We start from the raw sequence: 20,137 nt of genomic DNA on the forward strand, positions 1-20,137 counted from the left end.
ACTTCTGTCGCAATCGGCAAGCCATTTGCTCCTTGACAAGGGCGTGGAAGCTGCTCGCCCGCGCCAACTGGCGGTTTTCTCCGCCACAGTTTATCCTGAGCGCACGCTCCGCTCGGCGTTCTCGGTTTCAATCGCCCGACACACAGGACGAGTGTTCATCTCATGCGCACTGCGCTGGCTCGCTTCGTTGCTTTTACTCTGTTGTTGACGGTCGCGCTGGTTGCGGGCTGCGGCAAAGTGCGTTCGGCCAGCCAGGGAACGGTTCGCGTTTTCGCGGCCGCCAGCACGGCCGACGCCTTGAAAGAGATTGCCAAGTCCTTCGAGCAGCGCACCGGGTGCAAGGTCGTGCTCAACCTGGCGGGCACGGCCACCCTGGCGCAACAAGTCGAGCAAGGCGCGCCGGCCGATTTGTTTCTTTCCGCCGACGAGAAGTGGGCCAACGCCCTGAGCGACAAGCAACTCGTGGCGCGTCGCCGCAAGCTGTTGGGCAATCGGCTGGTGCTGATCGTGCCGGCGCGCGTCGATTCGTCGGTGAAGCGGCTGGAAGATCTCGCCGACAGTGGCGTCGCACACGTGGCCCTGGCCGAAACCAGCAGCGTCCCCGCCGGGCGATATGCGCGAGCGGCGCTCGAAAAGCTGGAACTCTGGGCCAAGGTCTCTCCCAAAGTGGTGGCCGGCGATGACGTGCGCCAGGCGCTGCTCTTTGTCGAGCGAGGCGAGGCCGAAGCCGGCATCGTCTATGCCACCGACGCCGCGCTGAGCAAGAATGTCCGTGTCGTCACGGAAATCGATCCCAAGTTGCACGCGCCGGTGGTCTACCCCTGGCTCGTCCTCAAGCAAGGGGCCGAGAATCCCCACGCGGTGAAGTTCTACGACGAGCTGACTTCTCCCGAAGCGATCGCTGTCTTCAAGCGGTTTGGCTTCAGTATTCTCAACGACGACGCCGAAGTGACGAAAGTCCCATCGGTGCCCGCCAGCGCTGCGCCCCAGGCCCAACCATGAACGCCGACGACCTTGAAGCGGTGCTGCTCAGCTTGCGCGTCGCCGCTTGCGTGGTCGTGATTGGGCTGCCTGTTTCCATCGCGCTGGGGTATGCGCTGGTTCACTCGCGCGGCATCGTGCGCTGGCTGCTCGATACGCTGGTCAATCTGCCGCTGGTGCTGCCCCCCGTGGTCACCGGGTACGTGTTGCTGGTATTGCTGGGGCGGCATGGCTGGCTGGGGGGCTGGCTCGAAAACACGCTGGGGGTGCGGTTGGTCTTCAATTGGCAAGGGGCCGCGCTCGCCGCCTTGGTGGTCAGCTTGCCGCTGATGGTCCGCGCGGTGCGGACCGCCATCGAGTTGGTCGACCCGCGACTGGAACAGGCCGCGCGCACGCTCGGCGCACGGCCGCTCGACGCCTTCTTGAGCGTCGTGCTGCCGCTGGCGTGGCCTGGCGTGCTGGCCGGCGCGGTGTTGGGCTTTGCCCGCAGTCTGGGTGAGTTTGGCGCGACGATTCTCGTGGCCGGCAACATTCAAGGCGAAACGCGCACCATCCCGCTGGCGGTCTACACGCACATGCAACAGCCCGACGGGCTCTCGGCCGCCTGGCCGCTGGTCGGCGCGTCGATCGCGCTGTGCGCGTTGTCACTGGCCGCCAGCCAGTGGCTCGAGCGCCGTGGGCCGCGCCTGGCTACCGCCAGGGCCGCGCGGAGCACGCACGAATCGTGACCCATCTTTCGTTCACGGCCAAGCATCGGTTCGACTCGGGCTTTCAGCTCGATATGGCCTGGGAGAGCGACGCCCAGGTGACCGCGTTGTTCGGACCATCGGGCGCCGGCAAGACGTCGTGCTTGAACGTGCTGTGCGGCCTGCTGCGAGTGCGGGAAGGTCGCATCGAATGCGGCGGACAGACTTGGCTCGACACCGCGCGGCGCATCTTTGTGCCCCCCGAACGCCGCCGCATCGGCATGGTCTTCCAGGACCAGTTGCTCTTTCCGCATCGCACCGTGGCCGACAATCTGACTTATGGGTTGCGACGCCATCGGGGCGGCGAGGCTCGCGTCAAGTACGATGACGTTGTGCGTGTGTTGGAGTTGGGAACGCTCGTCGACCGGCGGCCGGCGACTCTTTCGGGAGGGGAACGGCAGCGCGTGGCGCTAGGGCGAGCGCTATTGGCTCAGCCGCAACTGTTGCTGCTCGACGAGCCTGTGTCATCGCTTGACGATCGGCTGCGATGGCAGGTGCTCGACTATCTCGAACACATCGTCGAGCGCTGGCAGATCCCCGCCCTGTTTGTCAGCCATGCCCAGGCCGAAGTCCGCCGCTTGGCCCAATATGCCGTGGTCGTTGACGCCGGACGAGTCGTCACCGCGGCCGGGGTGAACCAAGCGCTGTTGCATCGCGCCCCGTTGCAATGGCGCGATCAGTTGGGGCCGATCAACCTGCTGCGGCTGACCAATGTGAAGACCGTAAACGGCGAACGCACTGGACGACTTGGCGAGCACGTTGTCACGCTGCCACCACCACCGCTGGAAAGCCTGCACGTCGCCGACGCCGTGTCGCGTGACGCGGCCGCGCCCCAGGTAAAGTACGCGCAACTCGACCCGCGTGACGTGCTGCTGGCGTCGCCGGGCGCGACGCTCGACATCAGCGCCCGCAATCGCTGGCCCGGCGTGGTGTGCCAAGTCGCCGAAGTCGACGACGGCCTGATGGTCGCGATCGACGTTGGGCAAGTGGTCTGGGCCGAGGTCACTCATTCCAGCGCCCAGCAACAGCAACTGACCGTGGGCCAGCGCGTGGTGTGCGTCGCCAAGACGTACAGTTTGAAGGTGATGGAGTGAAGTAACCACCGTGACACGGTAAGCAGCAACCCTTCTCCCTCCGGGAGAAGGTGGCCGAAGGCCGGATGAGGGTCACCGAACCATTGGAGCGCCGCTCCCGACTGACGCGCGACCCTCATCCGTCGGCTAGCGCCGCCACCTTCTCCCCGGGGGAGAAGGGTTTAGCGAGGACTCTCTCGCCGCATCAGCACACCAGTCTCACGGAATCAACACACCGGCGACACAGGCGGTCATGAAGCACGCCAGCGTTCCGCCGATCATCGCCCGCAGGCCCAGTCGAGCTAGGTCGCGTTGCCGCTCCGGCGCGATCGCCCCGATGCCGCCGACGGTGATGCCGATCGAACCGAAGTTGGCAAAGCCGCACAGGGCGTAGGTCGTGATGATCGCGGAACGCTCGCTGAGCTTGCCTTGCTGCATCAGTTCGGCCAGATCGCGGTAGGCCAGAAACTCGTTGGTCGCCATTCGCAAACCCAGCAGCCGCCCCACCTCGCCGCACTCGTTGGCGTCCACGCCCATCAGCCAGGCGAAGGGCCAGAACAAATAGCCGAGTGCCACGTCAATCGACCAGGCCGCGCCGAACCAGCCGCCAACCCACCCCAGCAGCGCGTTGAGCATGGCAATCAACGCCAGGAACGCAATCAACATCGCCCCGACATTCATCGCGAGTTTCAGCCCATCGGCCGCGCCGACAACGACCGCTTCGATCGTGTTGGTCACCGTCGAGGGCAACTCGACCGCCGCTTTGCCCGAGGTCTGGGGCTCGTCGATCTCGGGCAACATGATCTTGGCGATCAGCAATCCCGCCGGGGCCGAAATGACCGACGCCGTCAGCAAGTGCCCGGCGTCGATGCCAAAGCTGACATAGGCGGCCATCACGCCGCCGGCCACCGTGGCAAAGCCGCCCACCATTACGGCGTTCAGCTCCGAGTTGGTCATGCTGGCCAAATAGGGTCGAATGAACAGCGGCGCTTCGGTCATGCCGACAAAGATATTCGACGCGGCGGACAAGCTTTCGGCCCCCGAGGTGCCGAGCGTCCATTGCATGAGCCGAGCCATCAACCGCACCAGCCGCTGCATCACCCCCAGGTGATACAACAACGACATCAACGCCGAAAAGAAGATGATCGTCGGCAGCACGCTGAACGCGAACGACTGTAGCAACAGCCCGCGGTTCGGCTCGTCAACGCCAAAGACAAACATCGACGCCTGGGTTACATATTCGAGTAGCCGCGTGAACAGATCGCCGGCTGCCTGGAACAATCGCCGTCCAAAACCGGTGCGCAGCACCAGCAGCGCAAAGCCAAATTGCAACACCAACCCGCCGACGATCACTCGCAGGCTGACGCGGCCGCGCCGCGAGCTGAGCAGCCAGGCCAGCCCGATCATTGCGAACAACCCGCACAGGCTGACAATACGGTGCGTCACTGGCGGCAGTTCCCCACGGGTTTTCTGGCCGACCACGGCGGGCCGGCACGTACGTTTGAACGGCGTTAACGCGGCACTAGTCTCGCGCGAGTCGACTGCCGCAAATCGTACTGATTTGCTAGACTTGCCGCGACCCCCGCGCACTGCGCCACGTCCCCGAATTTCGCCGAGCAACCGCTCGGCGCCGAACGCGACCTGCAAAGGGAAACATGGCTAGCATTTCCGAATCGAAATACGACCTGGTGGTGATCGGCACTGGCCCGGGGGGCGAAGGCGCCGCCATGCAGGCCGTCAAACAAGGCCATTCGGTCGCGGTCGTCGAACGCTTTCACCAGATCGGCGGCGGCTGCACCCACTGGGGAACCATTCCCAGCAAGGCGCTGCGGTATTCGATCTTTCGGATGACCGAGGCCAACAGCAATCCGCTGTTCCGCGAGCGAATCGGCACGCTTCGCTTTTCGTTCTCGGAGCTGCGACGCTCGGCCCGTAGCGTGATCGAACGCCAGGTTGACATGCGGCGAGGGTTTTACGACCGAAATGATATTCCGATCTTCGGCGGCCACGCCACGTTCATCGGTTCGCACACCGTCGAGGTCGACTCCGAAAGCGGCGCCAAGCGGCGGCTGACCGGCGACAAGATCGTGCTGGCCATGGGGGCGCGCCCCTATCGGCCACCCGATATCGACTTTTCGCACCCGCGCATCTTCGACAGCGACTCGATCCTGAGTCTGAACGAGACGCCTCATTCGATCACCGTGTACGGGGCGGGCGTGATCGGCTGCGAATACACGTCGATGTTTCGCAACCTGGAATGCAAGGTCAACCTGATCAACACGCGCGGCAAGCTGCTCGAGTTCCTCGATGACGAGATCATCGACGCGCTCAGCTACCACATGCGCGACCGGGGCGTGCTGCTGCGTCACGGTGAAACCTACGAACGGGTCGAACCGCTCAACGACGGCGTGGTGCTGCACCTGAAGTCGGGCAAGCAGCTCAAGACCGACATCCTGCTGTGGGCCAACGGTCGCACCGGCAACTCGGACAACATGAACTTGGAGCACATCGGCATCCAGCCGGACAAGCGCGGCAACATTCCGGTCAACGACGACTTCCAGACTTCGGTGCCGCATATCTACGCGGTCGGCGACGTCATCGGCATTCCGGCGTTGGCCAGCGCGGCCTACGTGCAAGGCCGCTTCGCCGCCACGCACGCATTCTGCGGCTGTGGCGATCACAAGATGGTCCGGGATATTCCGACGGGCATCTATACCAGCCCCGAAATCAGCTCACTGGGCAAGACCGAGCGCGAGTTGACCGAGGCGAACGTCCCGTACGAGATCGGCCACGCCTTGTTCAAGAGCCTGGCCCGCGCCCAGATCACTGGCCAGACGGCCGGCATGCTCAAGCTGCTGTTCCATCGCGAGACGCTGCAGCTACTGGGCATTCATTGCTTCGGCGCGAACGCTTCGGAAATCATTCACATCGGCCAGGCCATCATGTCCCAGCCGGGCGAAGCGAACTCGTTGATGTACTTCATCAACACGACATTCAATTACCCGACCATGGCCGAAGCGTACCGCGTGGCGGCCCTGAACGGTTACAACCGGTTGTTCTAGTCAACGGTCGAAGACGCTACGCCGAGCGGCTTTGCCACCAACCGCGAAGGTGTCGCGCGGCGCGTAGTGCCGACGCCCGCAGACCCGGGCCAAAGTGAGTGTAACGCGCGACCCGAGCGCTGCGCGTTCGCCAATGCCGCTTGCAATCCACGTAGTCGACTCCGAGGTCGATCATCGTGTCGCCGCGGGCAAAGCTGTCGGCGATCCAGTGTCGCAGCAACACGGAACCAGCGCCGGACTTCGAGACCCGCGGGTCGAAACCCATGCGCAAACCGAACACGTTCCCTTGGCCTTGATACCCATAGGCAAACGCCGCCGGCTGGCCGTTGACCTTGAGCAAGGCCACATCCGCCGCGCCAGCGCGGCAAGCCGTTACGTGCATCTCGCGCAAGAAGTCGCGAATCGCCGGGCTGGTGATCGTCGTGCCATCGTCGCGATCGGCTTGCCAACTGGCGGCGGCCACTTGCTCGCAGGCGTCGTAAAGATCGAACCGCGGGGCATCATCGTCGTGCCGGACGCCCGTGGGCCGGTATCGCACGAATTCGACCGTGCCATGCGCGGCCAGGGTCTGCTCGGCGCGACGAATGTTGCCGCGAAAGTGTTTCGAGCGGCCGCGCCAATATTCGTCCCAAGTGCCGCGCAGCTCAATTTGTGACGAGGCGCCTTCGGTGCGTTCGATCGTCGGCAAGCCAACCGTCGCCAGGGCGGTCGCCGTCCGCCGCGCGTCGCTGCCGTCGGCGTCGACCCATGGCAGATCGATCACATCCCAATCGCGCTCGGTCGATTGCAGGTAGCGCAATGCCGCGGCGAGCGTGGCGGCGGGCTGCGAAGTGATCGGCCCGTAGAATGAGCCCCAACAATCCAGCGGATACGTCAAGGCGCGAATCGTGCCGAGTCGCGTTCGTTGCCGGCGCACGACCAGCGGGACGATGCCGATCACGTCGCCGGCAGCCTCGACCACCAGCACGCGCAGCCGCTGTTCCGCCCCATAATGCCCCCAATACGTCATCAGCCAGTCGAGCGACTGAAAGAACGTCGCCCCTCGAGTGCGCAGGAGGAGCGACTGCCAGACGAGCCGCAGGGGTTCCAACTGGGCCGGGTCGTTGATTTCGTGAACGTGCGTCATGGGACCGGGAACAACGTGCAATCTCGGTGCCACCCGGCGCGATCGCGGCCTCGGCCGACGGTTCAGCGTGCGCAAGTCCTTACCCGGCGGGCGTCGCCGCCACAGTCGGCGAGTGCGCCGGGCCGTGGCCGCCTACCGCTTGATGTTGCCAAAAGGCAACACGGCGCGGCCGATTCGCCTCACTGGACCGGCCAGTTGCGTACCCGACCCAGGGTGTGCATCATGCCTGCTGGTTTGCGTGATTTGCCGAATCGCCCGCTGGGTCGTCCGCCGAAAGGAATGTTGCCGTGAAGCGCCTCGCCGTCTTACTTGCTCTGGGTTCGCTGGTCGTTGCTACTCAATCGGCCGTGGCCGCGCCCCAGACGTACGACCTGGTCGTTTATGGCCCCACCTCGGCCGGTGTGATCGCGGCGGTCCAGGCTAAGAAGATGGGCAAGTCGGTCATCGTCGTCGGTCCCGACAAGCATCTGGGAGGGCTATCGGCCGGCGGGCTCGGCTTTACCGACACGGGCAACAAGGCGGTCATCGGCGGCCTATCGCGCGATTTCTATCACCGCATCTGGAAACATTACGACAGCGACGCCGCCTGGAAGTGGCAAAAGAAATCCGAATACGGCAACAAGGGACAGGGTACGCCGGCCATCGACGGCGAGCAGCGGACCATGTGGATCTTCGAGCCGCACACGGCCGAGCGGGTCTACGAAGACCTGGTGCGCGAGTTCGAGATTCCGGTGCATCGCGGCGAGTGGCTCGACCGCGCCGCCGGTGTGAAGCAGCGCGACGGACGCATTGCCGAAATAACCATGCTCAGCGGCAAGACCTACGCCGGCCAGATGTTCATCGACGCCACCTATGAAGGGGATCTGATGGCGGCGGCCGGCGTCGACTATCACGTCGGCCGCGAAGCGCGGGCCAAGTATCAAGAACATTGGAATGGCGTGCAGACCGGCGTCCTGCATCACGGCCACCACTTTGGCGTGCTGCCCAAGGGACTCAGCCCGTACGTCGTGCCGGGCGATTCGTCGAGCGGCGTGCTGCCGCGTGTGAGCATCTCGCCCCCCGGCGCCTACGGGGCCGAAGACAAAGGGGTCCAGGCGTACTGCTACCGGATGTGTCTGACGAACGATCCCGAGAACCGGATTCCGTTCCCCAAGCCCGCGAGTTACGACCCCAAGCAGTATGAGCTATTGGTGCGAGTGTTCGAGGCCGGCTGGCGCGAGACGTTCCACAAGTTCGATCCGATCCCGAACCACAAGACCGACACGAACAATCACGGCCCGTTCAGCACCGACAACATCGGCTACAACCACGACTATCCCGAGGCGTCGTACGAACGCCGGCGCGAAATCCTGCGTGAACACACCACTTACCAGCAAGGCTGGCTCTACTTTATTGCCAACGATCCGCGCGTGCCCAGCGATGTGCAAGCCGAGATGCGGACTTGGGGCTTGCCCAAGGATGAATTCACCGACAACGGCAACTGGTCGCATCAGATTTACGTGCGCGAGGCGCGCCGACTGATCGGCGCGTACGTGATGACCGAGAACGAGTTGCTCAAGCGGCGGCCCACGCCCGACTCGGTCGGCATGGGTTCGTACTCGATCGACTCGCACAACATTCAGCGTTACATCACCCCCGAAGGCTTTGTGCAGAACGAAGGGGACATCTACGCCAAGCTGCCGGGCCCCTACGAGATCGCCTATGGTTCGCTGGTTCCGCGGCGCGAACAGTGCCAGAACTTGCTGGTGCCGGTCTGTTGCTCGGCTTCGCACATTGCGTATGGCTCGATTCGCATGGAGCCGGTGTTCATGATCCTGGGCCAGTCGGCGGCCACGGCGGCCGTGATGGCCATCGACGGCAAGCTGGCCGTGCAAGATGTGCCCTACGCCAAGTTGCGCGAGCGGCTGTTGGCCGATGGCCAAGTGCTTGAATACAGCGCGGCCGAAGCGAAACGCGCAAGCGGACTCGACCCCAAATCGCTGCCAGCGAAGTAGCCGTCTCTCGCACGCCCCCGGTCATTGACCGGGGGCTAATGTCTCGTGGCGGAACGAATTGACGATGCCAAATCGTTGCGTTCCACCGAGTGGGAGTTTATCGTAAATGTCCCCGTCGAATCCCACCCCTATCGTTCTCTCTGCTTAAGCATGCTCTCACAGAGGAGTCGTTGGCCGTGATCGACCGCCCCGCACCTTCGCGTCGTACGTTTCTCAAGACTTCGACCGCGGCGCTTGCCGCGCCGACCATTGTTCCCGCCACGGTGTTCGCCAAGGACGACCGTCCGGCCCCGAGCGACCGTGTGGTCGTCGGCTCGATCGGCGTCGGCGACTTGGGACGCCGGCATCACCTGAACAACAAGTTGCTCAAGAACCCGCGCATCGATGTGGGCGCGGTCTGCGACGTCGATCGCAATCACCGCGACGCCGCGGTGGCCGACGTGCTGGAAAAGACCCAGCGTCGCATTGAGGGGTACAAGGACTTCCGCGATCTGTGCGACCGCAAGGACATCGACGCGGTGCTGATCGCCACGCCCGACCATTGGCACGCCCTGACCTCGATCTATGCCATGGAAGCCGGCAAGGACGTCTACTGCGAAAAGCCGCTGACGCTCACGATCGAAGAAGGTCGCAAGATGGTCGAGTCGGCCCGCCGCTACGGCACCGTGTTCCAGACCGGCAGCCAGCAGCGCAGCGAAGGCCCGTTTCGCCAGGCCGTCGAACTGATTCTGAACGGCAAGATCGGCAAGTTGGTGCGCATCGACGCGGTGATCGGCAACATCGACGCCGGCGTCTGGCAAAAGCCCACCACACCGCCGCCGGAACTGGACTGGAACTTCTGGCTCGGTCCCGCTCCGTGGGCCGAATACTTCCCGAACCGTTGCCATTACCAGTTCCGCTGGTTCAGCGATTACTCGGGGGGCAAGATGACCGACTGGGGCGCGCACCACTTGGACATCTCGCAATGGTCAATGGGCATGGACAAGAGCGGCCCGGTTCGCGTCTCGGGGCAAGGAACCTATTACCCCGATGGCCCGCACGACGTGGCTGGCAAGTTCGACGTGTTGTACCACTATGCCAACGGCGTCGAGTTGCACTGCCACAGCGAGGGGGACAACGGCATCAAGTTCACCGGCACCGATGGCTGGGTCTTTGTCACCCGCGACAAGAAGAAGTTCGCCGCCCACGACATGGAACTGACCAAGTGGGAAGCGGGCGAGAACGACATTCAACTGCCGCGGAACAACGGCCACCACGACAACTGGCTCGACTGCATCAAGTCGCGACAGCGGCCAATTTGCGATGTGGAAATCGGTCACCGGTCGGCTACGGTGTGTCACCTGGGAAGCATCGCCCTGCGAATGGGTCGCGAGCTGAAATGGGATCCGGAGAAAGAGCAGTTCGTCGGCGACGAACAGGCCAATCTGATGACCAGCCGGCCGATGCGCGCCCCGTGGCGCGTCTAGTCGCCCGACGGTCCCGCTCGTTTCACCCCAGCCATTCTTAAGCCAGCCAGCACAGGAATCTTTAATATGCCAATCGATGTTGAAATCAAGGTTGATGTCGCCGTGGGTGACAAGGCCAAGAAACCGGCGGCCGACCAAAGGCCCGCTGCCGCTTCCAAGCCCGCCACAGCCGCGAAGACCGACGAAAAGAAAGACGCCAAGCCGGCCGAGAAGAAAGAGCCCCCCCGGCCCGAATTGCCGAAAGGCGAGATCGGCGACTTGTGCAAAGAGCTGGCCTCGGGGGACCAACTGCGGATGTATCACGGCCGGGTGAAGCTCACGGCCAAGTGGACGGCCGCCGGCGCGCCGGGGAAGGAAAATGAACGCACGAAACTGGCCAAGGATTTGGCGGCCTGCTTGCCGGCGCTGCAGCCCGAGAAGGACAAGCGCGGCGAGCCGACCGAGACATCGATGAAGCAAGTCGCGGCGTGCCAGGAACTGTTCCGCGTGTTGTCGCTGGTCGGCGGCGCGGGGGAAGTTGGCGCGGTGGCCGCGTGCCTGAAGCAGATCGACCTGCGCGAGACAGCCCGCTACTGCCTCGAGCGCTTGAACTGCCAGGAAGCGACCGATGCGCTGGTCAACGCCTTGCGCACCCTGTCGGGGAACGAGTTCCGTTGCGGCTTGCTGAACAGTTTGGCGCGTAAGTCGGGCTCGAACGTCAATGCCGCGTTGAAGGAGTGCCTGGGCGAGAAGGGCACCGCGGTTCGTTTGGCGGCGGTCGAGGCGCTGGCCAATCAGCCCGAGTTGGAAAACGACGCCGCCATCGCTTCGGTCAAGTTGAACGGCCGTGGCGCGGCGCGCGTGATCCGGGCACGGCTGCGGTTGGGCTACACGCTATTGAAGGCCGATCGGAAGGATCAGGCGCGCAAGGTGTTCGATGCGATTGGCGCGGGCCCCTGCACCGAGTGGCAAAAGAAGGCGGTCGAAGTGGCCATGCAGGCCTGCTAACGCAGCTTCAAGTAACCAAGAGCCGGGGACGTAACCCCCGGTTTGCGTTAGGGCTAACCCCGGACTTACGTCCGGGGCTCCTTTGGTATCGTCGGTTTCTTCCAATAGGTAATCCCCGCATTTCGCCTGCCATTGAATTGCCACGTCCCAGGTGCGACAATCGGCGGCCAACCGCGGTCGACTGCCGACGACACGCGGCGAACTATCATCGAGTAATCTTCAACATGCGAATTGTCCCTTTGGGTGACCACGTCGTGGTCAAGCGTCTCGACGCCGAGGAAACCACCACGGGGGGCGTCATCCTGCCCGAGTCGGCCCAGTCGCCGCCGCAACAAGGCCGAGTGCTGTCGGTCGGCGATGGCCGCACCTTGCCCGACGGCTCGCGCGCCGCGCCAATGGTAGGCGAAGGGGACCGGGTGCTGTTTCCGCAGTATTCAGGTCAGGAACTGCTGATCGATGGGCAGAAGCTGCTGATCCTGCGCGAAGACGACCTGCTGGCGATTGTGCATTAGTAACGCTGGTCGTTAGATCACAAGCACAAGACCCCCGGTCATTGACCGAGGGCTAAAGTCGAAGTCACGTTGACGCTGTCACGATTCGCATCTTTTTTCGCTCCGGCTTGATACAATCGAGCTAGTGGCCCGTCGTAGTCGGCATGGAAGCCCGGCTATTGCCGTCGCCGTCGTCCGATTTCCCTGGGAGGAGCGTGAAATGTTCCGTTCTCTGAGCACTGCTTTCTTGGTGGTTACCGTGGCGGCGACTGGACTTGCGCCGGCGTGCCAGGCGGCGAGTCCAAGCCTGAGCGGCGACGCGCTGGCCAAGGCCCGTGGACAGGCGGTCGCCAAGGCGGTCGAGTTCCTGCGCGCGAAGGGGCAAGCGGCTGACGGTTCGTTCACGGCGCCGGCAGGGCCGGCGGTGACGGCCCTGGTGGCCACGGCCATGCTGCGCAGCGGCCGCACGCCCGACGATCCGACCGCGGCGGCGGCGCTCAAGTACCTGGACCAGTTCGTCCAGCCCGATGGGGGCGTCTTCAAGCCCGACACCAATCACGCCAACTACGAAACCTGTCTGGCGCTGGTCTGCTTTATCGAAGCCAACAAGGATGGTCGCTATAACGACCGGATTGCCAAGGCTCACAAGTACATCAAGTCGCTGCAGTGGGACGAAAGCGAAGGACACGACCCGAACAATCCTGCGTATGGCGGCGCAGGTTACGGCAAGAGCAAGCGTCCCGACCTGTCGAACACCAGCTTCTTTCTCGACGCGCTCAAGGCCGCTGGCGATGGCCCGGACGATCCAGCCATCAAGAAGGCGCTCGTTTTCGTCTCGCGCTGCCAGAACCTGGAATCCGAAGCCAACACCACCGAGTTCGCCGCCAAGAACCCTGACGGCGGCTTTTACTACACCCCGGCCGGCGGCGGCAACAGCCAGGCGGGCAAGACCGACGAAGGAGGCCTGCGCAGCTACGCCTCAATGACCTATGCAGGGCTGAAGAGCATGATCTATGCCGGCCTGACGCCCAACGATCCTCGGGTAAAGGCGGCGCTCGAATGGCTGGGCAAGCACTACACGCTGGAAAGCAACCCGGGCATGGCGGACGCCGGCTTGTACTACTATTACACCACGTTTGCCAAGGCGCTCGACGCAATGGGGCAGGAATCGTTCACCGACAACCAAGGGGGAGCTCACCGCTGGCGCGACGAGCTGGCCAACGAGCTGATCCGCCGACAGCGCGAGGACGGGTCGTGGGCCAACGAAAATGCCCGCTGGATGGAGGGTGACCCCAATCTGGTGACCGGCTATGCTTTACTGGCGCTGAGCTATTGCCAGCCGACGGCCAAGCCCTAGTCGCTTTGCAGGCGACGTCGCCCTAGAAGCGACAACGGTAAACAACAGGCCTCTGGCGGCTCGCTGCTGCCGGAGGCTTTTTCATGCGCGCCGCTCGTTTGCTAGCCGTTGTCCTGCCGCTGTTTGTTGTTCAACTAGTCAAGGCCGACGATTGGCCCCAGTGGCGCGGCCCGAAGCGCGACGGCGTGTGGCGCGAGACGGGCCTGGTCGAGAAGTTCAGCAGCGACGTGCTGCCGCGCCGCTGGAGCGTGCCGATCGACGCCGGTTACTCGGGCCCCACGGTGGCCCAAGGGCGCGTCTATGTCACCGATCGAGTGATCGAGCCCAAGCAGATCGAACGCGTCCTCTGCTTGGATGAAACGTCAGGCAACCTGGTATGGAAGTACGAGTACGAATGCCCTTACTCCATCGGCTACAAGGCCGGCCCGCGGGCCAGCGTCTCGATCGACGACGGCCGAGCGTACGCCTTGGGGGCGATGGGGCACTTGCATTGCTTTGATGCCGCGACTGGCACGATCGCCTGGCAGCATGATCTGAACACCGAGTACAAGATCCGCATGCCCATCTGGGGTATCGCCGCGTCGCCGTTGGTCGATGGCCCGTTGGTGATCGTGCAAATCGGTGGCGAAGAGGGCGCCTGTCTGGTGGCCTTTGACAAAAAAACGGGCCAGGAAGTCTGGCGGGCGCTCGACGACGACGCCTCGTACGCGGCCCCGATCATCATCGAGCAAGCGGGCCAGCGCGTGCTGGTCTGTGCCGCGGGGCAGCATGTCGTGGGCCTGAACCCGGTCGATGGCAAGTTGCTGTGGAGCTACCCGAACCCGCCCAAGAAGATGGTGATCACCATCGCCACGCCGATTGTCGATCGGGGCCGGCTGTTCGTCAGCAGCTTCTATGACGGCTCGCTGATGCTGCAACTCGACAAGAACCAACTGGCCGTCGAGAAGCTCTGGCAGCGCAGCGGCCGCGACGAGAAGAAGACCGATGCGTTACACGTGATGATTGGCACGCCGATCTTGCTGGGAGACTACCTGTACGGCGTCGACAGCTATGGCGAGCTGCGCTGCCTGGACGCCAAGACCGGAGACCGCGTCTGGGAAAGCACGGCCGCCACGCCCAAAAGCCGTTGGAGCACGATTCACATGGTCCGGCAAGGTGACAAGCTTTGGATGTTCAACGAGCGCGGCGAGTTATTGATCGCGCGGCTGTCGCCGTCGGGTTTCGAGGAGATTAGCCGAGCCCAGTTGATCGAGCCGACGATGGAACAACTGGGGCAGCGCGGCGGCGTTTGCTGGTCGCACCCCGCCTTTGCCAACAAGTGCGTCTTCGCCCGCAACGACAAGGAGCTTGTCTGCGCAAGCCTGGCGGCGGAATGAGTGCCCGCTTGGCGATTAGGGCGTTGCAATCACGATCCTTGTATTTGAGAGCAACGGTTTTTCCGTGGCCCAGGCGTTTACGCCTGCGCCATGCAGCGAGGAATTGAGATGCCTTGCTCTTAAGCACCAAAGGTGCGCACCATACCAGCCTGGGCCAACGGCCCAGGTACGACGGCGCAATTAGTTCCGAGGGCTGAAAGCCCGCCCCATCTAATGACGACTAGATTGGGGCGGGCTTTCAGCCCTTGGGTATTCTTACGCGATGGATTGCCTGGGGCGCTGCCCCAGGCTGGTATGGGGTCGGGCCTTTGGCCCTGCAATCTCGCGGCCCACACAAGCCGTTGATAAACGCCTGGGCTACGGAAGCGGTTCGCTCTGTCCTACACACCACCGAATCGCGAAATAACCATCCCGCGCACGATTGTAACGGCCGTGGCCCACGGGCTGCTTTCCTGGCCCGAATTCTGATTTGACCGCTCCCAGTTTTCGACCTAGATAACTGTTGGAGCTTTTCTGGTCGTCTTTGACCGCCCGTCCATCACTTGTCACGCCCCCAGCCGCGCCTCCGGTTCGTGCCTTGCTTGCCGAACCAGGATCGCGCTGGACTTTGCATCGATTGTTTCTCGGGACCGTTGCGAGCCGCTGGTTATGATTTCCGCCGCTGACCCAGGCGTTCCTTCGAGCGTCGTTACCTTTTCCAGCCAACTGGCTCCGGCCGTGCGCCGGCTGCGGGCGCGTCGCGCGCCGACGGTCGAAATGCTGGAACAAGTCACCGCGCTGGCCGACGATCCGCGGCCGTTCATCCGCAGCTTGCTGCAAGCCACTTGTCGCCCCAACCCGGGCGCCGAGCGCCGCCGCGAGCAGCGTTACCCCTGCCCGCGGTTGTTCATGCTCGTCCCCATCGACCAGCAGACGCTCAAGCCCGTGGGCGAAGCGGTGACGGTCGTGGGGAAGCACATTTCGGAATCAGGCATTAGCTTTTTCCATCCCGAGACGGTCCCCTACCGCTGGATTCTGGCGGTGGTCGAGAACGACGGGAAAGAGATGCACTTCGTCGTCGACCTGGAATGGTGCCGCTTTACCAAGCAGGGTTGGTACGAGAGCGGTGGCCGCATCTTTGGCGTGCTCACCACGCCACCGACGTCCTAGGCTGCCGGACTGGGCATTTTGTTACCGAGCTGGGTTTTCCCAAGAACACTGCTCTGTGCCGGCCAGCCCTAGGCGACTCGTTCAGCCGACGGGCTGTTGATCAGCTCGTTGAAGCGCCGCCGCCAATCGGCCGCCCGCTCGGCGGTCCACCAGCCGCGGAACTCGGTCACAATCGCGTCGAGTGCCGCGCGCTCCTCTTGCAGCAAGGCCGACAACGTCGGCGTCAGCGTCGGGTCATTCCACTCGGCAATCCATTGCTCCAATCGCTGGGCCGCGGTCGCGTGATCGTTCAACGTCCCCAGGTGTTCTTGCAAGTCGGCGACCAGTGGATATAGCTCGCCGCGAACCCGCGGATTCAACGGGCCGGCGAACAGTTCCATCGCGTAGCGCAGCTGCTTGCCGGCGATGCGGAACTGGTGCAAGCTGGCGATGTCCTCGGCCGCGTGCTCGGAGTGGGCAAAGAATTCGGTCACCACCCCTTGCAGTCGGGTTTGGGCAGTGGCGGCGAAGCTCGGTTCAGGAACGCTTTCGTCGCGCCAGCGAATTCGGTCCAGCAGTTTCCGAACTTTCCTGTCGAAATCGCGTCGATGCAGCCGACGCCAGGCGTGGACCAACTCGGGCAATGCCTCACGGCGCAACTCGCACAGCCGAGCAGCCAACGCCTGGAACTCGCCAGGGCGATTCTCCTCGACTATCTTTTCGACGCGCGACAAGAACACGTCGACGTCCCGGGCGTCGTTCGCCGCCTTGCGGACCAGCCGCAATTGCTTGGTCACCCAGGCGGTGCGGCGATTGGGAGTCAGATCGTCGTAGCATTCGAGCGCCGCCATCGCGCGACGCGTCGAGACGCGTAATTGATGGATCAAATCGGGCTTGGGGTGCCGATCGCCGCCGATTTCGCGCAGATACTGGCGCACCGCCTGCAACCGCCGACGAATCGAGCGCCGCGCCATGCGCGACGCGCCGTCATCGGCGTCCAACCTGTCCATCCATTTCGATTGTCCAACCATGGCGAGCGATAATGTAGGCGTTGTCATCATTACGGCCGCTGATACGACCAAGCGGACATTGTTCGAGACGATCAGCGGCGACAGTGTGAGGGGGCGATCGCACCGAAAGCGCCGCGCAGGTTCAGGCAAACAGTGGTTTGCTGCGATAGCTGAAGGAAGGGTATTCTCTCGCCTGAAACCACCCATGTCCAACAGTTTGTGATGAGCGAAAACGCTCGGCTCTATCTATCAGGCGGGCAGTCAGTTGCGCGCTTGGTGATTCGTCGCCGTAACATTCCACAAACAATTGGCGGCGCGCCGGAGTGAATCGAAGAGCCAGCGCAAAGCCACGAGCCGTCTCAACCGCTCGCTGCTTCCTGGCCCGCCAGTTGCGCGATCTTCTCGTCGGTCAAACGAAACACGGTCCAATCGTCGAGCGGCTCGGCGCCGAGCGCGGTATAGAAATCGATCGCCCGTTGGTTCCAATCGAGCGCCGCCCATTCCATTCGGCCGGCTCCACGGCGATGGGCTTCGCGCGCCAGGTGAAGCAGTAGCGCCCGGCCGACCCCCTGGCCACGGAACGCTTCGCGCACAAAAAGGTCTTCGAGGTAGAACCCCACGCGCCCGCGAAACGTCGAAAACGTCTGGAAGAACAAGGCGAAGCCGAGCGCTTCGCCCGCGCGCTCGGCAATGACCGCCTCGGCCGCCGGTCGAGGGCCGAACATCGCTGCCCGCAATCCATCGACGGTGGCCGTCACGGTATGGGCCAGGCGCTCGAACTCGGCCAACTGGCCGATCAGTTGCATCAGCAGCTCGCAATCCTCGATGCGTGCCGCGCGGATCGTAAACGCCCCCGACTCACTCATGGAAATACTCCTTGGAACTCCGGCGTGCCGTGGTGGCACACTCGCGGCGCGCCGGTTCGCTCTAGCGCAAACCACTAGCACATGGCCATTTGCGTTGCGCGACGCTCGTCTTGCAAGCCGGCGCGAAACTGAATACCCTGCATGAACCCGACCTGCCATGCTAGCAGGCGGCGCCACGCTCCCGCACCCTCAATCGTTTTCATGGCCACTACCCTGCCCGAAGTCGACGCCAGCGAGTCGGCCGAGTTCTCGGTTCGCCAGGCGCGGGACATTGTCCGCGATCTGTTCGAGCCGAGCGCGCGAATCTATTGGACCGACTTTTTGCTCTCGATTATCCTCGGCTGGGTGGGCTTTGCCCTGCTGCGGCGCGGGCCGACTTTGGGTTGGCAAGCCGTCGGCTACGTGATCGCGGTCCTGCTTTTCTATCGCGCCGGTTCGTTTATTCACGAGCTGATCCATCTGCGAACCGGCACGTACGCCGCGTTCCACGTGGTTTGGAATCTGTTGTGCGGCATTCCGCTGTTGATGCCCTCGTTCATGTACGCCACCCACATCGCCCATCACGCCCGGAACCATTACGGCACCGAGGGGGATGGCGAGTACCTGCCGCTGGGCACCGGCAAGATGAGCGGCGTGTTCTGGTATCTTTGCCAGCCGCTGGTGATTCCCTGGCTGGCGATCTTGCGCTTCTTGGTTTTGACGCCACTCTGTTGGATCAGCCCGCCGCTACGCCGGTTCGTCCAACAGCGGGCTTCGTCGCTGGTGATGGACCCCAGCTACATCCGACCGTTGCCGTCGCACAAGGAATTGTTCGAGTGGCGTTTGCAAGAGACGGCCACCTGGGCCTTCACCACGGGGGCGGCCGTGCTGTTCTTGACCGGGGCCTTGCCCTGGTCGCTGTTGTTCAAGGTCTATCTGATTTCGCTCGGCACGCTGTTGATCAATGAGCTGCGCACGATGGGCGCGCATCGATTCTTGTACGACGGCAAGCACGAGTTGACCTTCGTCGAGCAGTTGGTCGACTCGGTCAATTACCCGACCAAGCCGATCGTGACGGGGCTGTGGGCGCCGGTGGGGCTGCGTTATCACGCGCTGCACCACTTGTTCCCGTCGATGCCCTATCACCAACTGGACGCCGCTCACAAGCGGCTGATGGCGCAATTGCCGGCCGATTCGGTCTACCGGCAGGTGAACAGCCCCGGCTTGACGACAACGCTCAAAGACCTGTTCCGCCGCATTCGCGCACAGCAAGCCGGGCAAGCGAAAGCCCAGGGATAGCGTCCCTACTTTCAGCTTAGTTCGCCACCGGCGGTGACGGCGGGCCCCATTCGTACATCCGGTACGTCTTGTAGATCTTGGAGCCACCCTTTTCGAGACCCATCCGCGCCAGGTCGTTGTCCTCGGACACCCAGGAAAACTCCGCTTCCTGGACGTTCACTTCCTGGGCCTTGGGCACCAGGCCGCGCATCAACACCAGCCCCAGGCCCCAGCGCTGAAACTCGGGCGCCACGTTGATGCTCAACACGCGAATCCGGTGGACGTGCTTCTTGCCTTGCAACAGCGTCCACCAGCCAAACGGCAGGATGCGACCGTTGATCTTCTTGATCGTCGGGTTGAAGTCGGGCAAACCGACGATCGCGCCGACACCTTTCCCCTCGGACTCGGCCACGATGGTCAGTTCGGGCACCAACAGCAGCTTGAGCGAAAAGGCCAGACTCTTCATCTCGGCGTCGGTCAACGGCACGAAGCCCCAGTTGACCACCAGCGAGTCGTTGTACAGTCGCAAGAACAACTCGACGTCGGCCGTGAAGTTCTTGATGTCCATCGGCCGCACCGTCACTTCACAGCGCCGCGCCGCCTGCTCGGCCAGCGGGCCCAGCTTTTCTTCAATGGCCGGCAACTGATCGCGGTAGCCGATATAGGCGTACATGTCGTGCCCCTTACGATAGCCGGCCCCTTCAATCAGCCGGGCGTAATAAGGCGGGTTGTACGTCATCATGAACGTGGCCGGGCTGTCGAAGCCGTCGATCAGCAAGCCGCATTCATAGTTCATCGACGGGTTGGCCGGGCCGCGGATGCGCTTCATGCCGCGCTCGACCAGCCAGGCTCGCGCGGTCTCGAACAGAGCGTTGGCGACTTCTTGATCGTCGATCGATTCAAAGAAGCCGAAGAAGCCGCATTCGTCCTTGTAGCGCTCCAAATGGCCGCGATTGACGATGGCCGCGATCCGGCCGACCACCCGGCCGTCGCGCCAGGCGAGGAACGTCTGAATCTCGGCCTGCAAAAAGAACGGATGCCGAATGTAATTCAGCAATTCTTTTTGATTGATCAGCAGCGGCGGAATCCAGTTCTTGTCGTCCCGGTACAGTTCCCAGGGAAAGCGCAAGAAGCGACGTCGATCGAAAAACGACCTGACCGGACGAACTTCGACACTCGACATCATGTACCCAATTGCCGTTATAAAAAGCGGCCGA

At 63.2% G+C, this 20,137-nt stretch carries 17 protein-coding genes; 12 read left to right on the plus strand and 5 right to left on the minus strand.

The window, feature by feature from the left end; genetic code table 11:
• The first annotated feature begins 162 nt into the window (after positions 1–162).
• The 3 genes from modA to modC are packed head-to-tail and all read left to right on the plus strand — an operon-like array spanning position 163 to position 2,821.
• Positions 163–1,002 carry a molybdate ABC transporter substrate-binding protein gene (modA, locus tag JSS27_13175; protein ID MBS0209894.1) on the plus strand — a complete coding sequence of 280 codons (840 nt, stop codon included), beginning with the start codon at positions 163–165 and terminating at the stop codon, positions 1,000–1,002.
• The gene (gene modB / locus JSS27_13180) at positions 999–1,709 is read left to right on the plus strand and encodes a molybdate ABC transporter permease subunit (protein ID MBS0209895.1); all 711 of its coding nucleotides are present in this window, start codon (positions 999–1,001) and stop codon (positions 1,707–1,709) included. Before modA ends, modB begins: the two co-directional genes overlap by 4 nt.
• Entirely contained in the window at positions 1,706–2,821 is a 1,116-nt protein-coding gene (gene modC / locus JSS27_13185; protein ID MBS0209896.1) for a molybdenum ABC transporter ATP-binding protein, read from the plus strand. The genes modB and modC overlap by 4 nt, the downstream gene beginning before the upstream one ends.
• Before the next feature lie 198 nt (positions 2,822–3,019).
• On the opposite strand, the gene JSS27_13190 is transcribed toward modC, so the two are convergent.
• Positions 3,020–4,246, minus strand: coding sequence for a NupC/NupG family nucleoside CNT transporter (locus JSS27_13190; protein ID MBS0209897.1), 1,227 nt, complete (start codon positions 4,244–4,246; stop codon positions 3,020–3,022).
• 209 nt (positions 4,247–4,455) lie between these two features.
• Between JSS27_13190 and sthA the strand changes: the two genes are divergently transcribed.
• A complete protein-coding gene (gene sthA / locus JSS27_13195) occupies positions 4,456–5,862 on the plus strand; it encodes a Si-specific NAD(P)(+) transhydrogenase (protein ID MBS0209898.1) in 1,407 nt (468 codons plus the stop codon).
• A gap of 16 nt (positions 5,863–5,878) precedes the next feature.
• On the opposite strand, the gene JSS27_13200 is transcribed toward sthA, so the two are convergent.
• A complete protein-coding gene (locus JSS27_13200) occupies positions 5,879–6,988 on the minus strand; it encodes a GNAT family N-acetyltransferase (protein MBS0209899.1) in 1,110 nt (369 codons plus the stop codon).
• A 287-nt stretch (positions 6,989–7,275) separates the two neighbouring features.
• Between JSS27_13200 and JSS27_13205 the strand changes: the two genes are divergently transcribed.
• From JSS27_13205 to JSS27_13235, 7 genes are all read left to right on the plus strand, one after another.
• Positions 7,276–8,982, plus strand: a complete 1,707-nt coding sequence (locus JSS27_13205) for an FAD-dependent oxidoreductase (GenBank protein MBS0209900.1) — start codon at positions 7,276–7,278, stop codon at positions 8,980–8,982.
• A gap of 179 nt (positions 8,983–9,161) precedes the next feature.
• Positions 9,162–10,448: a Gfo/Idh/MocA family oxidoreductase gene (locus JSS27_13210; protein MBS0209901.1), complete on the plus strand. Its 1,287-nt coding sequence runs from the start codon at positions 9,162–9,164 to the stop codon at positions 10,446–10,448.
• Positions 10,449–10,514: 66 nt separating this feature from the next.
• The gene (locus JSS27_13215; protein MBS0209902.1) at positions 10,515–11,435 is read left to right on the plus strand and encodes a hypothetical protein; all 921 of its coding nucleotides are present in this window, start codon (positions 10,515–10,517) and stop codon (positions 11,433–11,435) included.
• Between the two features lie 224 nt (positions 11,436–11,659).
• Positions 11,660–11,947, plus strand: a complete 288-nt coding sequence (locus JSS27_13220) for a co-chaperone GroES (protein ID MBS0209903.1) — start codon at positions 11,660–11,662, stop codon at positions 11,945–11,947.
• A gap of 199 nt (positions 11,948–12,146) precedes the next feature.
• The gene (locus JSS27_13225) at positions 12,147–13,283 is read left to right on the plus strand and encodes a terpene cyclase/mutase family protein (protein MBS0209904.1); all 1,137 of its coding nucleotides are present in this window, start codon (positions 12,147–12,149) and stop codon (positions 13,281–13,283) included.
• Between the two features lie 83 nt (positions 13,284–13,366).
• Positions 13,367–14,659, plus strand: a complete 1,293-nt coding sequence (locus tag JSS27_13230; protein ID MBS0209905.1) for a PQQ-like beta-propeller repeat protein — start codon at positions 13,367–13,369, stop codon at positions 14,657–14,659.
• A 648-nt stretch (positions 14,660–15,307) separates the two neighbouring features.
• Positions 15,308–15,808: a hypothetical protein gene (locus JSS27_13235; protein MBS0209906.1), complete on the plus strand. Its 501-nt coding sequence runs from the start codon at positions 15,308–15,310 to the stop codon at positions 15,806–15,808.
• 68 nt (positions 15,809–15,876) lie between these two features.
• Here the strand turns inward: JSS27_13235 and JSS27_13240 are convergent, their stop codons facing one another.
• On the minus strand, positions 15,877–16,818 hold the full coding sequence (locus JSS27_13240; protein ID MBS0209907.1) for a CHAD domain-containing protein: 942 nt from the start codon (positions 16,816–16,818) through the stop codon (positions 15,877–15,879).
• Positions 16,819–17,156: 338 nt separating this feature from the next.
• Positions 17,157–17,663, minus strand: a complete 507-nt coding sequence (locus tag JSS27_13245; GenBank protein ID MBS0209908.1) for a GNAT family N-acetyltransferase — start codon at positions 17,661–17,663, stop codon at positions 17,157–17,159.
• 201 nt (positions 17,664–17,864) lie between these two features.
• On the opposite strand from JSS27_13245, the gene JSS27_13250 reads away from it, so the two are divergent.
• Positions 17,865–18,941 carry a fatty acid desaturase gene (locus JSS27_13250; GenBank protein MBS0209909.1) on the plus strand — a complete coding sequence of 359 codons (1,077 nt, stop codon included), beginning with the start codon at positions 17,865–17,867 and terminating at the stop codon, positions 18,939–18,941.
• 16 nt (positions 18,942–18,957) lie between these two features.
• On the opposite strand, the gene JSS27_13255 is transcribed toward JSS27_13250, so the two are convergent.
• Positions 18,958–20,103: a GNAT family N-acetyltransferase gene (locus JSS27_13255; protein MBS0209910.1), complete on the minus strand. Its 1,146-nt coding sequence runs from the start codon at positions 20,101–20,103 to the stop codon at positions 18,958–18,960.
• Between the last annotated feature and the right edge of the window lie 34 nt (positions 20,104–20,137).

Source organism: Planctomycetota bacterium (assembly GCA_018242585.1).
Taxonomy (GTDB): domain Bacteria; phylum Planctomycetota; class Planctomycetia; order Pirellulales; family PNKZ01; genus JAFEBQ01.